Here is a 20,068-nt window from a genome sequence, read left to right as displayed (position 1 = left end):
TTTTTTTAGAAAAACTATAAACTTTTGCAGGAACGATGCCGAATATCTAGTGGGGAATTATCCAATGTAAGGAAAAAACGGCTTGGCAAGGCCGGAACCGGAAAGACAAAAAAAGATCATATGGGGGAATAACGTACTGTGAGTTACAGACCAACGAGAACATTAACCGCCTTCCTGCTATCCCTATGCTTGTTCATCTCCTCCTTCGGGGTCGCCTTCGGTGCGGAGAACGCATCCGACGTCAAGGGGCATTGGGCCGAGAAGCAAATCACGCGCTGGGTAGCCCAAAATTGGATTCAAGGGTATGAAGACGGCTCCTTCAAGCCGGATCACTCCATCACTAGAGCCGAGTTCATGGCATTGGTAAACCGATCCTTCGATTTGAAGACAACCGCCAGTGCGAGCTTCAAAGATGTAAAATCGGCAGATTGGAGCTATAACGATGTAATGAAGGCGGTCGGCGCCGGATACATCGAAGGCTATGAGGATCAAACGATCCGTCCAAAGAATAAAATTAATCGCGAAGAAGCCGTTGTGATGATTTCCCGTCTGCTCAAGCTGGACTCTTCTGCGAGTGCATCTGCAGGTTTCAAGGACGATGCCCAAATCTCCTCCTGGAGCCAGGGGGCTGTAAAGGCAGCCGTTGCAAAACATATTGTGGATGGATATGCCGACCATTCGTTCCAGCCGAAAAAAGAAATTACGCGTGCCGAAGCGGTAGTTATGCTGGACCGGGCGCTGCCTGCTGCGGATAGCCAGGTAGTATACAACCAGGAAGGCACTTACGGTCCTGAGACAGGCTTGGCGACTCAAGCCGGCAATGTCGTGATCGATGCACCGGGAATCAAATTGCAAAACACGGTGATCGAAGGAGACCTCCTGCTCACAAGCAGCATCAAGGAAGGAGACGCTTATTTATCGAACGTTACCGTAAAAGGTACTACGACGATTAACGGTGGCGGCTCCAACTCGGTTCATATCGCGAATTCCGTGTTGAATAAAGTCATTATTGACAAGAAGAACGGCATTGTCCGCATCGTGCTGGAAGGTACCACCAAGGTGCAAGAGGTAACGGTTCAGAGCAAAACCCTATTGGAAACGGCTGCGGGTACCGTGATCAATCACCTGACGGCCAATGATGTTATTGAAGTCAAAGGGCAGGGTACTCTGGATAGCGTAACGCTGAATGATGCGGCTAAAGGGTCGACCTTTGAGAAACAGCCCGGCAAGGTAGACGGCGGGGGAGCATCTGCTTCGACTGCAGCCGGCGGCGGAGGAGGCTCCTCCCGGGGCAGCGGCTCCTCGTCGTATTCCCAAAGAGGTACCGTAAGCGGTTATGTATATGACTACACATTAAGTCAAACCAACGCAGCGAACAAAGGCATTGCAGGCGTGACCGTATCTGTCTACAGCGGAGCTGCCGTAACAGGTACCGCCGTGACATCCGTGACAACCGATGGGAATGGACAATTTAGCGTAAGCCTAGTGCCTGGGACGTACAGTCTGTCCTATAAGGCAAACGGCTATGTAGTTGCGGGCAGAGTTAACATCACCGTAGCTGCGGGTCAAACGGTTCAGGCTGATACGGTAGAGCTGGCTCATAATACGCTGTTTGTAAGGGCAAGAGACAACACGTCAGGAACCCAGCAGAGAGTATTTGGAGCGATGGTGACCGTTACCGTGAACGGCCAAACGTTTACCGAGGAAAGCAATGTAGACGGAGCTATGCTGTTCGACTTGCCGGAAGGTACGGGAGTAGCACGCGTCACGGCGGAAGGCTATGAGGACGCCGTATCGGCACCGTTTGAAATCAGATCTGGCGAGAACACAACGGTAACTGTGTTTATGGTTCCTAAAGCGACTACAATCAGCGGCGTAGTCTATGATTATGCAACAGGCGTGAAGCAATCGGGAGTGACCGTTGCAGTTTATCAGATGAGCAGTACGAGCGAGAAGCTGATTACTACGCTGATTACGGATGACAACGGCAGCTATTCGGCAGCCCTTAAGCCTTGGATGCATTACAGGCTTCAATTCACCAAGCCGGGCTATGCAATGGGAGATACCCCGATCTACGTGAACATTCGTCCGTCCGCTTATACGTACGACAGAGCTATGGCCCATACGGTGATCTACGGTAACGTGACCGGCTCCTCTTCCTCCTCTTTGGCCGGGGTGCGGGTAACGGCCGTAGGACAGGCTACGTATTCGACGGAAACTGATTCGTACGGCAATTACGCATTTTTCAATCTGTCGGCTGACAGCTATGTGTTTACGGCTTCCAAAGACGGCTATCTCAGTATTATGACTTCGGCATATGAGCTGAAGGAGGAAGGAACCGTAAGACCGACGATCCGGTTGACACCGGTTCCTGCCAATTAATCATTATCCATACCTGCTGCCGTTAGTGGTAGCGTGAAGGAGGGTGTCTGCGACAGCAGGCCCCCTTTTTTTATTAGCCCCGGTCATCAGGAGGAATATCTCAGGGCCGCCTGTCCGTAGATGCGAAGGGATCTGGCGGATGCCGGGAACGGATGCGGGATGAGGTACAAGAGCCGGCTGTATTTTTTCGGGACATCTGCAGCAGGGAACGGCAATGACAAGCTATTTTATGCATAGCATAGAAGTGGAGGGCGGAGGAGTGGATTCGAGCCGTGTGGACCCTTCGTTCGAACGCTAAGAGGTAAGGGGTGGGAAAGCTCCCCATGAAGCCGGGGTGGCGATGATGCTGGTTCCGTCTGCCTGGTCGTGAAAATATGAACGCGCCTCTGGTAGAGCCTTTCATAGATGAAATATAAGGCATCAGCCTTTTCCGCGATGAGAGTGGGCGGCATCAAGAGCAGCGGATTGGTGTACCTTTCGATGCCGAAGGCAAGCATGATTTCAAGTCCATGAGGCAGGGAAACACGAACATTCCATGTTAGATATAGGAGCAAAGATTGGATTTTGCAGAAAAAATGCATAGTTTTAAATTGATTAGTCGGTTCTTAGGTGTTAATATAAATCATACCTTTTAAGAGAGGTTCATAGAATTGTCATAGTTTGCAGCGCAAAGAGGCACATCATCTCCATGTTCATCAAGAGAAGCGGGTCCAATACCAGATCGCAGTTTCCAGAGCAACAGATCGTCGTCGCCTCTTTTTTTCCATTCTTAACTTTATGTATGTAAAGCTTTACTGTGCTAAATTATGTTGGTAAGAGCTTGAACAAATAAAGGATAGAAAGGTTGTACAACATGAACAGAAAAGGATTGCCAGTGAAGCAAGGTCTGTACGATCCGCAGTTCGAGCATGATGCGTGCGGTATCGGTTTTGTTGCCAACATCAAGGGGAAGCCGAGTCATGAGATTGTCGGTCAAGCGTTGAACGTTCTATGCAATCTGGACCATCGCGGCGGACAGGGCAGTGAGACGAATACGGGAGACGGCGCCGGTATTTTGCTGCAAATTCCGCATCGCTTCTTGAAAGCGGAATGCAGCAAGGAAGGCATAGAGCTGCCGGAGGCCGGACTATACGGCGTCGGTATGCTTTTTTTGCCTCAGGATGCGGCTGAGCGTGCTGCCTGTGAGAAGATTTTGGAGGAGAACGTGGCGGCAGCCGGCCAGCTATTGCTAGGCTGGAGAACAGTCCCTACGGATCATTCCTCCCTGGGCGAGTCCGCCAAATCGGTAGAGCCCTTTATCCGCCAAATTTTTATCGGGGCGAACGGCGTGGAGGAGCTTGCATTCGAACGCAAGCTGTACGTGATCCGCAAAAGGACCGAGAATGCCGTGCGTGCCTTGAACTGTGAACAGCCGCTCTATTTTGCGAGCTTATCGAGCCGAACCATTGTATACAAAGGGATGCTGACGCCCGCTCAGGTTGACCATTTCTATATCGAGCTGAAGGATCCCGCCTTTGAAACCGCGCTGGCGCTCGTTCACTCCCGGTTCAGCACGAATACGTTCCCGAGCTGGGAGCGGGCGCATCCATACCGCTATATCATTCACAACGGAGAAATCAACACCTTGCGCGGCAACGTCAATTGGATGCATGCGCGTCAGGCCATGTGCGAAACGGAGCTGTTCGGAGAGGATTTCAAGAGCATATTGCCGGTCATCGATACCAGGGGCTCCGATTCCCAAATGTTTGACAATACGCTCGAGTTCCTCATGCTGTCCGGCCGCTCCCTGCCTCATGCGGCGATGATGATGATTCCCGAGCCTTGGTCGAAGCATGAGTCGATGAGCGATGAGAAGAAAGCGTTCTACGAATACCACAGCTGCCTGATGGAGCCGTGGGACGGACCGGCCGCCATCTCGTTTACGGACGGGAAGGTGGTCGGCGCGGTGCTCGACCGCAACGGGCTTCGCCCGGGCCGTTACTATATTACGAAGGACGATCTCATCATCCTGGCCTCCGAAGCCGGCGTGCTGAATATCGCTCCGGAGCGCATTATCCGCAAGGAGCGTCTGCGGCCGGGCCGCATGCTGCTCGTAGATACGGCGGAAGGCCGGATCATATCCGATGAGGAGATCAAGCGGAGCATTGTCGCCGAGCATCCGTACCGCGAATGGCTGAATGAGCACCTGGTATCGCTTGAGGAGCTGCCGGAAGCGGCTGAAGTGCCGCAGACCGATCACGATACGGTGCTGCAGCGCCAGCAGGCGTTCGGCTATACCTTCGAGAACCTGCGCAAAATTTTGGAGCCTATGGCTAAAACCGGAGTGGACCCTGTAGGCTCCATGGGCTTCGATGCTCCGCTGGCGGTGCTGTCGGACCGGCCGCAGCTGCTGTACAGCTACTTCAAGCAGCTGTTTGCGCAGGTGACGAACCCGCCGATCGACGCCAACTTCGAGGAGATTATTACGGCGCAGGGAACTACGGTGGGCCCCGAGCGCAGCTTGATCCGGCCGGAGCCGGCAAGCTGCCGTCAAATCCGGCTGGCTACGCCGATCCTGACGAATGCAGAGCTTGCCAAGCTGCGCGGCATTCAGCGTGAAGGCTTCCGCACGGTTACACTGCCGATCCTGTTCAATCCGGCTGAGGGCGCGTCCGCGCTGGAACGTGCGATGGATGAGATGTACGCGGCTGCGGATGAAGCGATTGCCGGCGGCGCAACGCTGATTCTATTATCCGACCGCGGCGTAGACGCCCGCCATGCAGCCATACCTGCGCTGCTTGCGGTCTCGGGCCTGCACCATCACCTGATCCGCGAAGGCACGCGGACGAAGGTAGGCTTGCTGCTGGAGTCGGGCGAGCCGCGTGAGGTGCATCATTTTGCTCTGCTTCTGGGCTACGGGGTCAGTGCGGTCAATCCTTATCTGGCCTTGGAAACGCTGGAGGATATGGTCCGCCATAGCAGGCTGAAGGACATTACGGCGGAAAAGGCGGTTTATAACTACGTGAAAGCCGCTGCCAAGGGCGTCGTGAAGGTGCTGGCCAAGATGGGCATCTCCACGATCCAGAGCTACCGCGGAGCGCAGATTTTTGAAGCAATTGGCTTGGATTCCTCCGTTATCGATAAATATTTTACGTGGACTTATACGCCGGTCGGCGGAATGACGATAGAGGGGATTGCCCAGGAAGCGATTCTCCGTCATCAGCGGGCCTTCTCCGAGCAGGAGGGCCGGGATCGTGTGCTGGATACGGGGGGAGAGCTGCAGTGGCGCAAGAACGGCGAGGATCATTTGTATAACCCGGAAACGATCCACGCCCTGCAGACGGCCGTTCGAACGAACAATTACGGCATGTTCAAAAGCTTTGTCAAGCTGATTCATAAAGAAAATGAAAAGTACGCCACGCTGCGTTCCCTGCTCACCTTTAAACCGAACCGCAAGCCGGTTCCTATTGAAGAAGTCGAGTCTGTAGAATCGATGTTCAAACGGTTCAAGACAGGCGCCATGTCTTACGGCTCCATCTCGAAGGAAGCTCATGAGAGCCTGGCGATCGCGATGAACCGGATCGGCGGTAAATCGAATACAGGCGAGGGAGGGGAGCATCCGGAGCGCTTCACTCCCGACGCGAACGGAGACCTTCGCCGCAGTGCGATCAAGCAGGTAGCCTCGGGACGATTCGGCGTAACGAGCCATTATCTCGTTAACGCCGACGAGATACAAATCAAGATGGCGCAGGGCGCCAAACCGGGGGAAGGCGGTCAGCTGCCGGGCACGAAGGTGTACCCCTGGGTCGCCGAGGTCCGCGGCGTAACGCCGGGTGTTGGATTGATCTCGCCTCCGCCGCATCATGATATCTATTCGATCGAGGACTTGGCGGAGCTGATTCACGATTTGAAGAACGCGAACCCGCGGGCTCGAATCAGCGTCAAGCTCGTATCCGAGGTGGGAGTAGGCACAATCGCGGCCGGCGTGGCCAAAGGGAAGGCCGACGTCGTCCTGATCAGCGGCTACGACGGGGGAACCGGAGCCTCGCCGCAAACGAGCATCCGTCATGCCGGCTTGCCGTGGGAGCTGGGGCTTGCCGAAACGCATCAGACGCTGGTGCTGAATAATCTGAGAAGCCGCATCACGGTGGAAACGGACGGCAAGCTGATGACGGGCCGCGATGTTGTTATTGCCGCGCTGCTTGGAGCCGAAGAGTTCGGCTTCGCCACTACGCCGCTGATCGCCCTCGGCTGCATTATGATGAGGGTATGTCACTTGGACACCTGTCCGGTCGGCGTGGCTACCCAGAATCCGGATTTGCGCAAAAAATTTTCAGGAGATCCGCAGCACGTGGTCAACTTTATGCATTTCGTCGCGCAGGACGCGCGCGAGCTGATGGCAGAGCTCGGCTTCCGTACGATTGAGGAAATGATCGGACATACCGAGATTCTCGAAACGAAGCAGGCCATCGAGCATTGGAAGGCCAAAGGCATCGACTTGTCCCCTCTTCTTCACCAGCCGCAGGTTGGAGAAGAGGTAGGCCGATTCTGCTCCGAGGCCCAGGACCACGGTCTGGATCGGTCCCTGGACATGACGGAGCTGCTGGAAGCCTGCAAGCCTGCGCTTGAACGGAAAGAGCACGTGCATGTGATTTTGCCGATTCATAACGTTAACCGCGTCGTCGGGACGATCGTCGGCAGCGAGGTCACCCGCCGTTACGGCAGTGAGGGACTGCCTCACGATACGATCCGCCTGCATTTTAACGGCTCCGCAGGGCAGAGCTTCGGCGCCTTCGTGCCGAAGGGCATCACGCTTTCCCTGGAAGGGGATGCGAACGACTATGTCGGCAAAGGCTTATCCGGCGGCAAAATCGCCATCTTCCCTTCCGAGCAGTCGACGTTTGCCGCCGAGGACAACATCATCATCGGCAATGTGGCCTTCTATGGAGCTACGGACGGCGAGGCCTATATCCGGGGAATAGCGGGTGAGCGGTTTTGCGTACGCAACTCCGGCGTTCGCGCCGTTGTCGAAGGCGTAGGCGACCATGGCTGCGAATACATGACCGGAGGACGCGTAGTCGTCCTTGGCTTAACGGGTCGTAACTTTGCAGCCGGGATGTCAGGCGGCATCGCCTATGTGCTGGATGATGACGGTACATTCAGCGAACGCTGCAATAAAGAGATGGTGCTGCTCGAGCAGGTCGAGGAAACGTATGAAGCCGAGGAGCTGCGCAATATAATCCAGCGCCACGAGACGTTTACGGGCAGCACCGTAGCCGATCGTGTGTTGAAAAACTGGGGAGAGTATCTCTGGAAATTCGTTAAGGTCATTCCGAAGGATTACAAGCGGATGTTCGAGGCAATCGAGCGCGTGAAGCGCTCCGGCTTGAGCCAGCAGGAAGCGATGCTGGTCGCTTTCGAAGAGAACATGAGAGACGTCTCCCGCGTAGGCGGCAACTAATATTAATCCCGTGCCGGGCTTGAACGATTCTTTTGGCTGCATTCGAAAGAGGATCGGCCGCTGCCCGGCACGAGCAGGAGGTATACGATGGGGAAACCAACCGGATTTATGGAGTATCAGAGGGAAACTCCCGAAGAGACGGCCCCTCTGCTGCGGATCAGCCATTGGAACGAGTTCAGCGTTCCGATGAGCGAGGAGAAGCTGCAGGTGCAGGGCGCGCGCTGCATGGACTGCGGCATCCCTTTTTGCCATACGGGGAAGCTGATCAGCGGGATGGCGGCAGGCTGTCCGGTGAACAATCTGATCCCGGAATGGAATGACCTCGTCTACCGCGGACTATGGCGCGAGGCGCTGGATCGTCTGCATAAGACGAATAATTTCCCGGAATTTACGGGCCGAGTGTGCCCTGCGCCCTGCGAGGGCTCCTGTACGGTGGGCCTGAAGGACACGCCGGTAACCATCAAAAATATCGAGAAATCGATCATCGATAAAGGCTTCGCCGAAGGCTGGGTTGTTCCCGAGCCTCCCCAATCGCGCACCGGCAAGAAGGTGGCGGTCGTCGGATCAGGCCCGTCAGGGCTCGCCTGTGCCGCCCAGCTGAATAAAGCGGGCCATTCGGTGACCGTATACGAACGCGCGGACCGCATCGGAGGGCTGCTCATGTACGGCATTCCGAACATGAAGCTGGATAAAGCCTACGTGCAGCGCCGCATCGATCTGTTGGCGGCCGAGGGCGTCCAGTTCGTTACCGGTACGGAGATCGGCAAAGATATTCCGGCTTCCAGGCTGAAGGAAGAGTTCGATGCCGTCGTCTTGTGCGGCGGCGCGACCAAGGGCCGCGATTTGAATATTGAAGGCCGCGGGCTGAAGGGCATCCACCTGGCGATGGAATTTCTGTCGAAGAATACGAAGAGTCTGCTCGATTCCAAGCATGAAGATGGACTGTTCATTTCCGCTGAAGGCAAGGATGTCATCGTTATCGGCGGCGGCGATACGGGGACGGATTGCGTGGGCACCTCCATCCGCCATCAATGCAAAAGCGTGCTGCAATTCGAGCTGATGCCGAAGGCGCCGGAGACCCGCCAAGCGAACAATCCGTGGCCGGAATGGCCGAAGGTGCTGAAGGTGGATTACGGGCAGCAGGAGGCGGCTGCGCTGCAAGGGGGTGACCCCCGGACGTATCAGATCAGCACGAAGAAATTCGTCGGGGATGAACATGGGCATGTGAAGGAGCTCCATACGGTGCTTATCGAGTGGAAGAAGGATGAACAAGGCCGGTTTGTGCCGGTGGAGGTTCCGGGCAGCGAGAAGGTATACCCTGCCCAGCTAGTCTTGCTGGCGATGGGCTTCCTCGGTCCGGAGCATACGGTCCTGGATCAATTGGGTGTAGAGAAGGATGAACGTTCCAACGCCAAGGCGGAATACGGCAAATTTGCTACGAACGTAGAAGGCGTGTTTGCCGCAGGGGATATGCGCCGCGGGCAAAGCCTCGTCGTGTGGGCGATCAACGAAGGACGGGAGGCAGCCCGTGAATGCGACCGCTATTTGATGGGGTCTACCCAATTACCGTAATGAATAATTAACAGCATAAACCTTCAATAGGGGGCCGGCATCTGGCACCTTATTTTTTTTGCCGATTTGGTGCGGATAGCGGAATATTTCGATTCGGCTGCAACTTCAACGCGAATGGCGCATACATATTGCTAGTGACAATCTATGTTTTGGCAGTACAAAGTCCAGGGAAGGAGGTGCAGTATGGTTTCGAGTGAAGAAAGAAACTTGGCGCTGCTTTCTCATGTATTATGCATTATTCTTGGTGTGCTCGCACCGCTGATTATTTGGTTGATTAAGAAGGATGAATCCGCTTATATCGCGGAGCATGCGAAAGAATCGCTGAATTTTCAAATATCGATGATCATCTATTCTTTTGTTGCGGGAATTCTCTGCTTCGCGGTAATCGGGTTTGTCCTGCTTCCGCTGCTGGGCATATTCGCGCTTATTGTGATTATTATAGCCTCGGTTCGGGCTTCCAAAGGGCAAATGTATGAATATCCTTTAACGATTCGTTTGATAAAATAACGAACAGGATGGAGCGTCGCAGCTCTCTCCATCTCACTTCAACAGCCTTTATCATCCCGGAGCGGGATGTTGAAGGCTTGTTTGGGCTGGGGCAGGACAAGCCGTATTTGGCTTTCATATACCAGCCGATACAGCATAATCCAAGTGTGGATGGTCGCTCATTTCATTTTTTTCTTTTTTACACGTTCACATCGGCACTTTTTTTGATAAAATATGAAGGAAGAGAAAAAGAAAGAACAGTAGGGGTGCTACCATGATAGGCAGACGAGTGAAACAATTACGGATGGAAAAGGGGCTCACCCTCACGGAACTCGCCGAAAAGGCCGGGGTAGCGAAATCCTATTTAAGTTCCATCGAGAGGGATATCCAATCCAATCCCTCCATTCAATTTCTGGAGAAAATATGCGCGGTTCTCGACGTACCTATAGAATCGTTCCTGCACAATAAAACGACCGAGCATCAGGATCTGGATGAGGAGTGGGTGGGACTCGTTCGGGAGGCCATGTCTTCGGGAGTCAGTAAGGATCAGTTTATGGAGTTTTTGCAGTTCAACAAGTGGCGCAACAACAACAGTCACAAAGAATAAAAGCTTTCACTTAAAAGCCCACAGCCGCTGATGCGGTCTATGGGCTTTTTTGACATTATGCGGATGTATCCAGAGGGGTCTGCTTCTTGCTTCGCGCGAAGCTTGGGCAGTCCCCCGAACGTGAAGTACCCCCACCAGACTCCCCGACGCCGGCAGCGAAGATAGCGCCGCCAAATACGGGCTTGTCTTTCACCGGGAGAGAGGTTGCTCCAATACCTGCTCCTGCGGGCAATCCCCATCCCTCATCCATCTATCTTCCTTAGCTGACAACGGCCTTTCAACTATAAGCCTTCCGATAATGTCCCGGAGGGACACCGACCGCCTTCTTGAACGTCCGGGAGAAGTTCTGCGCATTGCTGTACTGCAAGCGGGAGGCGATTTCCTCGACGCTCATTTCCGTCTCCAGGAGCCATCTTTGCGCCTTTCCAATCCGGCTGTGCAGCAAGTATTCGGAGAAGGTTGTGTCGTGAACCTCCTTTAGCGCCTGCTTGCCGATGGAAGAAGGGAGGTTCAGTGCCTTGCAGCAGCTCTCCAGACGCAGATCCTCTTCATTGTGCTCCTCAATGTAAGCGGCGAGCTGCCGGGCGACGTTCTGCATGTGCTCCATATGCTCATCCGACAACCCGGCAATGAGCCGGTCGATTGCTTGTGTATTCAGCCAGCTGCTCCATTCCTCCAATGTAGCAAGCTCCATAAGCTCGGCCATGACAGGCTCCGCCATAGGCTTGCGGAGGGAGCTGCCGACGGTGCGATGGATAGAGAACACCATTTCGGCCAGCTGGCTTTGAAGCCACTGATAGCTGATGGTGCGAATACCCTGCAGAGAACCGAGTGAGTCCACATACCGGTAAGCCAGTTCGCGGTCCATGGAACGGATGGCATAGATCAAATCGTTCTCCAGCTCACGGAACGAGATCGGGAGAGGCTGCTGCTGTCCATCGGTTCCATCCGGTTGGAATTCGGCAATAGGAATGACCTCATTCGTACCCGCCACCAGCTTATGCTTCAATGCCTCCTCGGCTTCCTGCGCGGATACGCTCAGGTAAGCAAACTCTTTGCGGACGCGGCTGACGCCGATCGATACGGTAAACGGAAAGTACTGCTTAATAAAATCACGAACCGTCGATGCCGATCTCAGGATCGTGGAATAGGCTTCCTCCGATGCCGGTTCCTCCAGAGTAATCAGGGCAAGAAAGCGCCCGTCGCCATGGGCGGACACGACCCCTTGTCCCTGAGAATCGATTACCTCCTGAATCACCATGGACAGCCCGTAACGGAAGTAATATAGATCGGCTTCCGAATAAATCTCCGCCATGCTTTTATATTGGTCGATTTCAACGCAATAGCAGCCATAGTTTCCGGTTAACAGCGGAATATGGTACCGCCGGCACTTCTCCAGATCCTCATCCGACCGGAGTCCTTTTTGCAGCATGTTGCGGATATAAGCTTCCCGGATTTCCGGCGTCAGCTCCCTGACCTGCTCCTTAAGCTCATCGCGGGTTTCCTTGATGCGCTGCATTTTATCATAGATTTGGCGGAATTCGTCCAAGGGCGCCGAGGCTTCGGCAGAGAAGGCCTGTTTTCCGGGAAGCGTCTTGTTCGACGGCCTTTTATCCCCTTTTCCCGGAGTGGAATCCTCCAGCAAGGACACGATGTCGCTCCATCCCCGCCACAGCCGGTTCGTAGAGAAAATAATGACGAAGATGGCCAACCCCAGCAGGATACCCGCCAGTATGAAAATGCCGTTTCGAATACCGTTCATTTTCATGAACAGCTCGGATAAAGGAATGGCGAACCCGAATACCCATCCATTGTAGGAAGGGGGCAAGTAAGAGATAAAGATCTCCTCGGACCCCGGCATGCCCTTCGTAATGATAGGAACGATCTCTCTCTCGAGCCGTTCAGAGCTTAGATCACCACGGTTCTGCAATAAGCTTCCATGCTCGTCAAGAATGAAGTAAGTGCCCCTGGTTTCATTATGAGCTCCCAGGATATGATCGAAGAATTTCTGATTCAAATGAACAATAATGTAAAAAGCTTTGGAGCTTTGAAATATCGGCAGCTTCCGGACATATACGGTTGTCGGTGTCTGCTTGACTGTCATGTTGAAAAAGGCTTGGCTGCTTTCAAGACGCTCGAACTTGTCTATGACCTGCGCATAATCATCCTGATAGGCGGAAACTTGATGATTGGTGCTGTATAGTCTGTGCGTGCCAAGCCGGTACAGGGCAATATTATCTACATCCTCCAGAGAGGTTTGCATGCGAAGCATCGTTTCAAGCAAGGACAATATTTCCAGGTTATTTTCTTCCTTCTGGGGGGATGCGAGTGACTCAAGTGCCGGGAGCTTTTCGAATTGCAGGACGGCTTGGTCAATTTGTTTGAAGTAGCCTTCGACCTGATCCTGCATGCGCAGCAAAGAAACCCGGTAGGCGCTCTGGACCTCTTGAGTCAAAGTATTCGTAGCGATGCGGTATACCGTGAATCCCATGACCACAATGCTGAGGGAGGTCAACAGCAGCATGAGAATGAGAGTCTGGGCTTTCTTGGAGCGCTGCAGCCGCATGATGTCTCCCCTTTCTATTGCCAGTAAAAGCTGGGCGTCTCAGGATCGTTCCTCATAAAATATACCCGTTTGATTATAGCATGGAAAGTGTCAATTCGGGCAAAAGGCGAATTTGCTCATAATGATAAGTTGCCGCAGAAACCCGCATTCCTGCCGGGTTTTGAAGAAGAGACGTTTGGTCAATGTGCGGGAATAGGGCGTTTTGCAGCAAATGATCGTTGCCGTGAATCCGTGAAGAAGGATAAAGTAATGACAAGGCAGGCCGGCCCAAAAATGCAAGGTCAAGAAGCATTAATGCCATGGGACATCAACGGGAAGTTATAAAGAGGAAAAGGGGTACTTCATTCATGACGTTAACCAACAGCATTTGGAAAAAGACGGCAAGCGCAGTACTGGTAACCGCACTCGCGGCTGTTACGGCTGCTTGCGGCAATAGCGGTGCGAACGGAACGCAGGGAGCTCAGGACGGCTCCAAGGCACCAAACGGATCTGTAAAATTGAAAGTGGCTTACGATTACGGGAACACGATTCCTAGCACGTCGGCGGAAAGCAATGAAGCTTTGAAATATTTGCAGGATAAGCTCGGCGTTCAATTCGAATTCAATATCAACGCTTATGAAATATATAAAGAGAAAATACGCGTGCAAATTGCCTCGGGAGACATTCCGGACGCATTCGCCTGGCGGACGATGGATGATTTTATCGTAGGTATGATTAAGGCCGGAGAAATCGTTCCGCTGGACGAGTATATCGACAAGTATCCGAACCTGAAGAAGCAGAAGGACCTTTATATTACGAAGTATCAAAATAAAACGTGGGCCATCACGAATGTGCGTAACCCTGTAGCAACAGGTGATGCTCCGATGATTCGTCAAGACTGGCTGGATCATTTGGGCTTGCAGGCTCCCAAAACGATGGACGAGCTCTATAACGTAGCCAAAGCGTTCACATTCAATGATCCGGACAATAACGGTAAAAAGGATACCTACGGAATCCAGATCGGCTATGCCAACAATGCCTTTGTTGGGGCAAGCGGTCTGCAGGAGCCGTTCGGCATTCAGGATAAATGGGTGAAGCAGGACGGCAAGTACGTGCCGAATTTCGCGACCCCGGCTTTCAAGGAATACCTTGCATGGATGAGCAAAGCATTCAAAGACGGCTTGATCGATCCGGATTTTGCGGTAACGGACGGCAGAATGGCGGAATCCAAGCTGGTCAGCAAAGGACAGGCCGGGATCTTCTTCCATTTCCTTTCCCGTATCAACGACTTTGAGGACAATGTCAAGAAAACGAATCCGTCCGCCAAGCTCGTTCCTTTCGAGCCGGTCAAAGGTCCGTCAGGCCAACAAGGCGCTACAGGCCGCGTAAATTACGGCGGGTTGTTCGTATCCAAAAATGCGGCTAAAGATCCTGCCAAAATGCAAAAGCTGATGGAGTGGCTGGACTTTGGGGCCAGCCCGGAAGGTCAAAGCTTCAACGTATACGGCGCGGAAGGCATCCACTATACGAAGAAGGACGGCAAGAACGAAGTGAAAAGCGAGCTGATCGCACGTGATATGCCGGGAGCATTCCTGTGGACGCTGCCGCTGCAGCCGACCGAAGAAGTATTTATCAGCAAGAAGAACTCGGAAGAAGCGCAGAAAGCGATCGTCGACGGCAACAAAATGCTGGAAAAATATTTGAACATACCTAAGCCGCTGGATTTCGCGTTTTCTCCAACCGGAGCGAAATACAGAGCGGAAGCCGACGCGTTTATCAGTACCAACACGGTAAAAGTCATCATGGGCAATATCGGCGTGAAGGATTGGGACGGTATCGTCAAGCAGTGGTATGACCGTTTTGAAGGAAACAAATGGGTTGAGGAAATTTCCGCAAGCGACAAATAAGTTCAAAATAAAGGAAAGCCAAGCGGGTATGTTTCTGCTCATCGGAACGTACCCGAGCTTTTCATAAGGAGCGTGAACTTCCATTATGGCAATGGGAACGGAAGCCGCGGCGATTCGCGGCAGCAAGCCGGCCGCCGCATCAGGCTCAAAGCGCGGCAAGCTGTGGAGAAAGCTGTGGACGGACCGGTACATGTATTTGCTTGCTCTGCCAGGCATGGCGTTTATTGTGCTTTTTGATTATGTGCCGATGTATGGCATCGTGCTGGCGTTTCAGGACTATAACCCGTTTGCGGGAATTTTTCATAGCGATTGGGTCGGGTTTGCTCATTTTGAGAGATTGTTCAAGCATCCGGATTTCTGGATGGTATTGCGCAACACCTTGGTGATCAGCTTGCTGAACCTGGTATTGTTTTTCCCGACACCGATCGTGCTCGCGCTGCTGCTCAATGAAGTGCGGTCCGTCGTATTTCAAAAGGCGGTACAGACGATCATTTATTTGCCCCATTTCGTATCATGGGTCGTTATTTGTTCATTGACGATTACGTTGATGAATTCGGAGGGGATCGTTACCCAAATTGTTCATGCGCTGGGGTTTCCGAAGGTGCAGCTGCTGCTGGATACCCGCTTGTTCTGGGGCATGATTACCCTGCAAAGCATCTGGAAGGAGGCAGGGTGGGGGACGATTATTTTCCTGGCGGCCTTGGCCGGGATTAACCCGGAATTGTATGAAGCTGCGCGTGTAGACGGAGCGAACCGGTGGCATCAGATGAAGGCCATTACGATTCCGGCTCTAATGAACACCGTTGTTGTGCTGCTGCTGCTGCGGATCGGGCACATTATGAGCCTTTCCTTCGACCAGCTGTTTATTATGGGCAACCCGATGGTGAGCAGCGTATCCGAGGTGTTTGATACGTACGTGTTCAAAGCGGGCGTGCTGCAGGGCAATTTCAGCTTCGCGTCGGCGGTAGGGCTTTTTAAATCCGTGGTAGGACTTGTCCTTATTCTCGGTTCCAACTACGTAGCCAAGAAAACGAGCGATAACTATTTATTTTAACCAAAGCGTTCGGAAAGGAGAATCATTCACATGAAAATACAAAAAGGCATTTGGTTCGAGGCGGTCAATTACACGCTGCTCGGCCTGATGGCGCTGTTGATGGTATTTCCGTTCTGGAATGTGTTCGTGCTGTCCTTCTCCACGGCGCATTTGGTATACGAGGGCCAATTGCTGTTCTGGCCGAAGCAGTGGACGAGTATCGCCTACGATACGGTATTTCATAACCGGCAGTTCATCCAGACGTTCTATAATACGGTGTTTGTGACTGTTGCAGGAACCATTCTCAGCATGCTGTTAACCATCTCGCTTGCGTACCCGCTGTCCAAGAAACACGTGAAGGGCACTAGCGTAATGCTGTTCCTCGCTTTTTTTACGATGCTGTTTAACGGAGGCATTATCCCTTCGTACTTGCTGGTGAAAGAGCTGGGGATGCTGAATTCGCTGTGGTCGCTTATTGTTCCCAGTGCCCTTAGCGTATTTAATCTGATGATTATGGTCAGCTTCTTCCGCTCCGTTCCGCAAGAGTTGGAGGAATCGGCCAAAATCGACGGAAGCAATGATATGGGAGTGCTGGCGAGAATCGTCATGCCGATTTCTTTGCCGGTTATCGCTACGCTGACTCTGTTCTATGCGGTATCCAAATGGAATATCTTCTTCCAGGCGGTCATGTACAACAGCGATGTCAGCAAAATGACGCTGCAGGTGCTGCTTCGCCAAATTCTCGTGCAAATGACAAGCGAAGCGGTCGATGCCGCCATGTCCGGAGATGCGCCGAAAATCGGTGTTACCGTCAAGATGGCGATGATTATTATCGCTACGGTGCCGATTCTGCTTATTTATCCGTTCCTGCAAAAGTATTTCGCCAAGGGAGCGATGATCGGCTCGGTGAAGGGCTAAGCGTATGGACTTGCAAGAAACATATCAGATAATGTCTGTGTAATGCAGGGGGAGGAATATAAATGAACAGAGAGAAGCTCCTAGGTAAGGCGGAGCAGGTATACGAGTACATGGTGATCGCGCCCGAAAGCGATTGGCAGCGCAACATGTACAATTGGGATTGGAAGCCAGGCGTAGGCTTGATCGCAGCGGTCAAATATTTCGAGGCAACCGGTCTTGAAACGGTGCGGGAATATTTGTGGCGCTGGATGCGGGATAACCGCCACAAGGCTGCACAGCAGCGCGTGATTAATTCCACCGCGCCGTTCGCGGCGTTGACAGAGCTGCTGCGCCGGGAACCGGAAGCGGCGGCGGAGTGGATGCCGCTTGTGCAGGAGCACGGAGACTGGCTGATGCATAAGGCGCCCCGCACGAAGGAGGGCGGCTTCGAGCATACGGTGACCGAGGGCGTCGACTTCCCCGAGCAGCTGTGGGCGGATACGCTTGTCGTTGGCGCATTGTTCCTTGCCCGCCTCGCTTCTTTGACAGGAGACGCTGTCATGGCGAAGGAAGCCGTGAAGCAGGTGCTCGTCCATCTCCAACTGTTACAGGATGAGACGACGGGCGTGCTGTTCCATGGCTTTGACGGGGTCAATCGTAATCACATGTCGGCAGCCCGATGGGGCCGTGCTAATGCTTGGGTCGCTTTCGGCGTCCCTGAGATTGTTGCTCATGTCAAGCATTTAGCTGAGATTCCGGCCGAGGTGTACGAGCGTTATACGGCTCTGCTGCGGGGTTTAGTCCGATACCAGACAGCCAACGGCATGTGGCATACCGTTCTTGACCGGCCGGACTTTTATTTGGAGACCTCGGCCGCCGCCGGCATTGCCTATGGCTTCCAGCTGGCACTTCGCACCGGAATGATAGAAGATTCCGCCCTGCAAGCGGAGCTTCGTCAAGCGGTCGAGAAGGCAGCTGAAGCGGTTATGATCCATGTCGACGTATACGGGGCCGTACATGGCGTCTCCGGCGGAACGCCGGTCATGCCGACGGTGGAGGCGTATAACGAAGTGAAGATAACACCGACGCCTTACGGCCAAGCGCTGGCGCTTATGCTGATCTGTGAGCTGCTGGAAGGAAGGGATCGTGGGTTGGGCTTGAAGCACAGCTATTCCTCTATTAATGGAATCGCCGGAAGGAGTCGATAGAATGATCTCAACGGAATTAACCAGGCAGAAGCTGCTGCAGTGGCTGGAGCACAACGAGGCCAATTATAATCCGGAGCTGCAGCTGCTGAGGCAGCCCTTCAGCAGTCCGGGTTATCATACGACCCTGCGGGATGTGCCGTATGTGCACCCTACACGCGAATCGCTCTCTTACGCGGTGACGCTGCTGGGCAGCGGCATTCCCCGCTATCAGGAGCGGGGATGCGCCATTGTGGAGAAGGTCCTATCGTTGCAGGATACGGATCCTAGCCGCCCGACCCATGGCATTTGGTCGTGGTTTTACGAGGAGCCCTTGGACCGGATGGCGCCCCCCGATTGGAACTGGGCCGATTTCTGCGGGAAGCAGCTCGTTCTTGCTGCCATGCACCACCATGACATCATGTCGCCCGGCTTAAAGTCCCGTCTGCGTGACGCGATCTTCCGGGCATGTCAGGCAATCATTGCAAGGAATGTGGGGCCAGGCTATACGAACATTTCCATTATGGGCGCCTTCGTAACGCTGCTTGCCGGCGAGGTATACGATTATGCTCCCTACCGCGACTATGGTCTTCAGCGTCTCACGGAGTTTCATGCCCATACTAAGCGTCTCGGCACCTTCGAGGAGTATAACAGTCCCACCTATACAACGGTTGCGATTGCCGAGCTGTCGAGCCTCTACACACGAACTAAGAATGAAGCCGCCCGGCAGTTGACGGAGAAGCTGCTTGAGGTGGGATGGCGCATGGTCGCGGAGCATTTCCACGTGCCCACGAAGCAGTGGGCGGGTCCGCACAGCCGCAGCTACGATAAGCTGCTGGCACCGAAGTTTCTAACCTTTTTGCAGCTAGGCTTAGAGGGAGAAGTACGCTTTCTTCCCGATGAGGACCTGATCTTCGAGCCGAATTGGTATGATAGCGGCTTGAGGTGTCCCGAGCCGCTTCGTCCTTACTTTATCGAGCCGCATCATGAGCATTTACGCCAGCGTATTTATGAGAACACGGCTAAGAGAATTCAGAAGCATGCTACGCTGTTCATGAATGAAGCCTATGCGTTAGGCACGATAGATAAAGAAATTATGTGGAATCAGCGGCGCAATTTATTAGCTTATATGAAGCATGGCGGGGAAACCGCCTATATGCAGCTGCAATGTCTTCATGACGGCTACGACTATGCGGCGGCAATCATCACCTCCCGGCAAAATGAGGGAGATGTCCTGTATGGAATCGGCTTCAGCACCAACGGAGGGGATACTCACAGCAGCCTGGACCGAATCGAGGGATGGGTCAAAGTGCAGGACCTGCGGATTCGCCTGGAATTCGGGGGATGCCTGGATACGATAGAAGTCAAGGTACAGGAGGAGAGAAGGGTACGGGTTGTGCTTGGGGAGCATACGATTTGCGTGCAGAACCTATTGGCCGAATTTCAGTCAGACTCATCCAAGACGGGCTGGGAATGGCAGATTCAGGACGGACGTCTGCATCTTGATTACATCCTTTACAGCGGACCGGAGCATGTATTCGACTTTACTGACATGGAGCAGGCGGGCCTGCTGTTCGCATTGAGTTTAGGCGACCGTGAGAAATGGCTTCAGGTGGAAGTGACCGAGCAAGAACAGTACTGGACAGCTTGGTGCACCAATGAAAGTCCATTATTGAAAATAGCTATGCGCCGCAAGCCGGCCACCGTCGATGAGCTGCTGTCCCAATAATTGATTGCATAAACATCCGCAGAAGGGACTGTTGACAAACGTATCAATTTAATAGGTTTTTTGGAGGGCCGTGTAGAATTTATTTCTATACGGTCTATTCTTACTTGGGGGGGATTTTTATGATGGGTATAGATGGAGTCAAACAAAACCAATTGATGTATATAAGTTTAGATGACCTTGTGCCTCAAGATCATTTGCTGCGAGATATTCGAAAAAAAGTGGACTTTACTTTTATTTATGAAAAAGTGCAGCACCTCTACTCTCCTTTTGGGCGCAGATCAATTGA

At 53.2% G+C, this 20,068-nt stretch carries 13 protein-coding genes; 11 read left to right on the top strand and 2 right to left on the bottom strand.

The window, feature by feature from the left end; all coding sequences use genetic code 11:
* Positions 1-138 precede the first annotated feature (138 nt).
* From GGC63_RS31005 to GGC63_RS30985, 5 genes are all read left to right on the top strand, one after another.
* On the top strand, positions 139-2,382 hold the full coding sequence (locus tag GGC63_RS31005; RefSeq protein WP_192705594.1) for an S-layer homology domain-containing protein: 2,244 nt from the start codon (positions 139-141) through the stop codon (positions 2,380-2,382).
* Between the two features lie 853 nt (positions 2,383-3,235).
* Positions 3,236-7,822, top strand: coding sequence for a glutamate synthase large subunit (gene gltB, locus GGC63_RS31000; RefSeq protein ID WP_192705593.1), 4,587 nt, complete (start codon positions 3,236-3,238; stop codon positions 7,820-7,822).
* A gap of 87 nt (positions 7,823-7,909) precedes the next feature.
* Entirely contained in the window at positions 7,910-9,394 is a 1,485-nt protein-coding gene (locus GGC63_RS30995) for a glutamate synthase subunit beta (RefSeq protein ID WP_192705592.1), read from the top strand.
* Between the two features lie 183 nt (positions 9,395-9,577).
* A complete protein-coding gene (locus GGC63_RS30990) occupies positions 9,578-9,901 on the top strand; it encodes a DUF4870 domain-containing protein (protein WP_079914530.1) in 324 nt (107 codons plus the stop codon).
* 253 nt (positions 9,902-10,154) lie between these two features.
* Positions 10,155-10,487: a helix-turn-helix domain-containing protein gene (locus GGC63_RS30985; protein ID WP_079914529.1), complete on the top strand. Its 333-nt coding sequence runs from the start codon at positions 10,155-10,157 to the stop codon at positions 10,485-10,487.
* Positions 10,488-10,542: 55 nt separating this feature from the next.
* Here the strand turns inward: GGC63_RS30985 and GGC63_RS30980 are convergent, their stop codons facing one another.
* Positions 10,543-10,737, bottom strand: a complete 195-nt coding sequence (locus GGC63_RS30980) for a hypothetical protein (protein ID WP_192705591.1) — start codon at positions 10,735-10,737, stop codon at positions 10,543-10,545.
* A 27-nt stretch (positions 10,738-10,764) separates the two neighbouring features.
* Positions 10,765-13,053, bottom strand: coding sequence for a helix-turn-helix domain-containing protein (locus tag GGC63_RS30975; protein ID WP_192705590.1), 2,289 nt, complete (start codon positions 13,051-13,053; stop codon positions 10,765-10,767).
* A gap of 69 nt (positions 13,054-13,122) precedes the next feature.
* On the opposite strand from GGC63_RS30975, the gene GGC63_RS30970 reads away from it, so the two are divergent.
* From GGC63_RS30970 to GGC63_RS30945, 6 genes are all read left to right on the top strand, one after another.
* Positions 13,123-13,377: a hypothetical protein gene (locus GGC63_RS30970; RefSeq protein WP_192705589.1), complete on the top strand. Its 255-nt coding sequence runs from the start codon at positions 13,123-13,125 to the stop codon at positions 13,375-13,377.
* 23 nt (positions 13,378-13,400) lie between these two features.
* Positions 13,401-14,939 (top strand): extracellular solute-binding protein, encoded by a 1,539-nt coding sequence (locus GGC63_RS30965; protein ID WP_192705588.1) that lies wholly within the window; start codon positions 13,401-13,403, stop codon positions 14,937-14,939.
* A gap of 85 nt (positions 14,940-15,024) precedes the next feature.
* Positions 15,025-15,993 (top strand): ABC transporter permease, encoded by a 969-nt coding sequence (locus tag GGC63_RS30960; RefSeq protein WP_225948628.1) that lies wholly within the window; start codon positions 15,025-15,027, stop codon positions 15,991-15,993.
* A 30-nt stretch (positions 15,994-16,023) separates the two neighbouring features.
* Positions 16,024-16,890 carry a carbohydrate ABC transporter permease gene (locus GGC63_RS30955; protein WP_192705587.1) on the top strand — a complete coding sequence of 289 codons (867 nt, stop codon included), beginning with the start codon at positions 16,024-16,026 and terminating at the stop codon, positions 16,888-16,890.
* 62 nt (positions 16,891-16,952) lie between these two features.
* Complete coding sequence (locus tag GGC63_RS30950) at positions 16,953-18,077, top strand: glycoside hydrolase family 105 protein (protein WP_192705586.1); 1,125 nt, start codon at positions 16,953-16,955, stop codon at positions 18,075-18,077.
* Between the two features lies 1 nt (position 18,078).
* Positions 18,079-19,782: a hypothetical protein gene (locus tag GGC63_RS30945; RefSeq protein WP_192705585.1), complete on the top strand. Its 1,704-nt coding sequence runs from the start codon at positions 18,079-18,081 to the stop codon at positions 19,780-19,782.
* The last annotated feature ends 286 nt before the right edge of the window (positions 19,783-20,068 follow it).

It is taken from the genome of Paenibacillus sp. OAS669 (assembly GCF_014873645.1).
Classification (GTDB): domain Bacteria; phylum Bacillota; class Bacilli; order Paenibacillales; family NBRC-103111; genus Paenibacillus_S; species Paenibacillus_S vulneris.
Note: the sequence above shows the minus strand (reverse complement) of the source record. Positions and strands in the feature narration are given on the sequence as shown.

Excerpts from the sequence above, each read along its gene's own strand:
- GGC63_RS30960 (WP_225948628.1), top strand. The coding sequence starts at position 15,025 with ATGGCAATGGGAACGGAAGCCGCGGCGATTCGCGGCAGCAAGCCGGCC.
- GGC63_RS30985 (WP_079914529.1), top strand. The coding sequence starts at position 10,155 with ATGATAGGCAGACGAGTGAAACAATTACGGATGGAAAAGGGGCTCACC.
- GGC63_RS30975 (WP_192705590.1), bottom strand. The coding sequence starts at position 13,053 with ATGCGGCTGCAGCGCTCCAAGAAAGCCCAGACTCTCATTCTCATGCTG.
- GGC63_RS30990 (WP_079914530.1), top strand. The coding sequence starts at position 9,578 with ATGGTTTCGAGTGAAGAAAGAAACTTGGCGCTGCTTTCTCATGTATTA.
- GGC63_RS30965 (WP_192705588.1), top strand. The coding sequence starts at position 13,401 with ATGACGTTAACCAACAGCATTTGGAAAAAGACGGCAAGCGCAGTACTG.
- gltB (WP_192705593.1), top strand. The coding sequence starts at position 3,236 with ATGAACAGAAAAGGATTGCCAGTGAAGCAAGGTCTGTACGATCCGCAG.
- GGC63_RS30995 (WP_192705592.1), top strand. The coding sequence starts at position 7,910 with ATGGGGAAACCAACCGGATTTATGGAGTATCAGAGGGAAACTCCCGAA.
- GGC63_RS30950 (WP_192705586.1), top strand. The coding sequence starts at position 16,953 with ATGAACAGAGAGAAGCTCCTAGGTAAGGCGGAGCAGGTATACGAGTAC.
- GGC63_RS30980 (WP_192705591.1), bottom strand. The coding sequence starts at position 10,737 with ATGGATGAGGGATGGGGATTGCCCGCAGGAGCAGGTATTGGAGCAACC.
- GGC63_RS30955 (WP_192705587.1), top strand. The coding sequence starts at position 16,024 with ATGAAAATACAAAAAGGCATTTGGTTCGAGGCGGTCAATTACACGCTG.
- GGC63_RS30945 (WP_192705585.1), top strand. The coding sequence starts at position 18,079 with ATGATCTCAACGGAATTAACCAGGCAGAAGCTGCTGCAGTGGCTGGAG.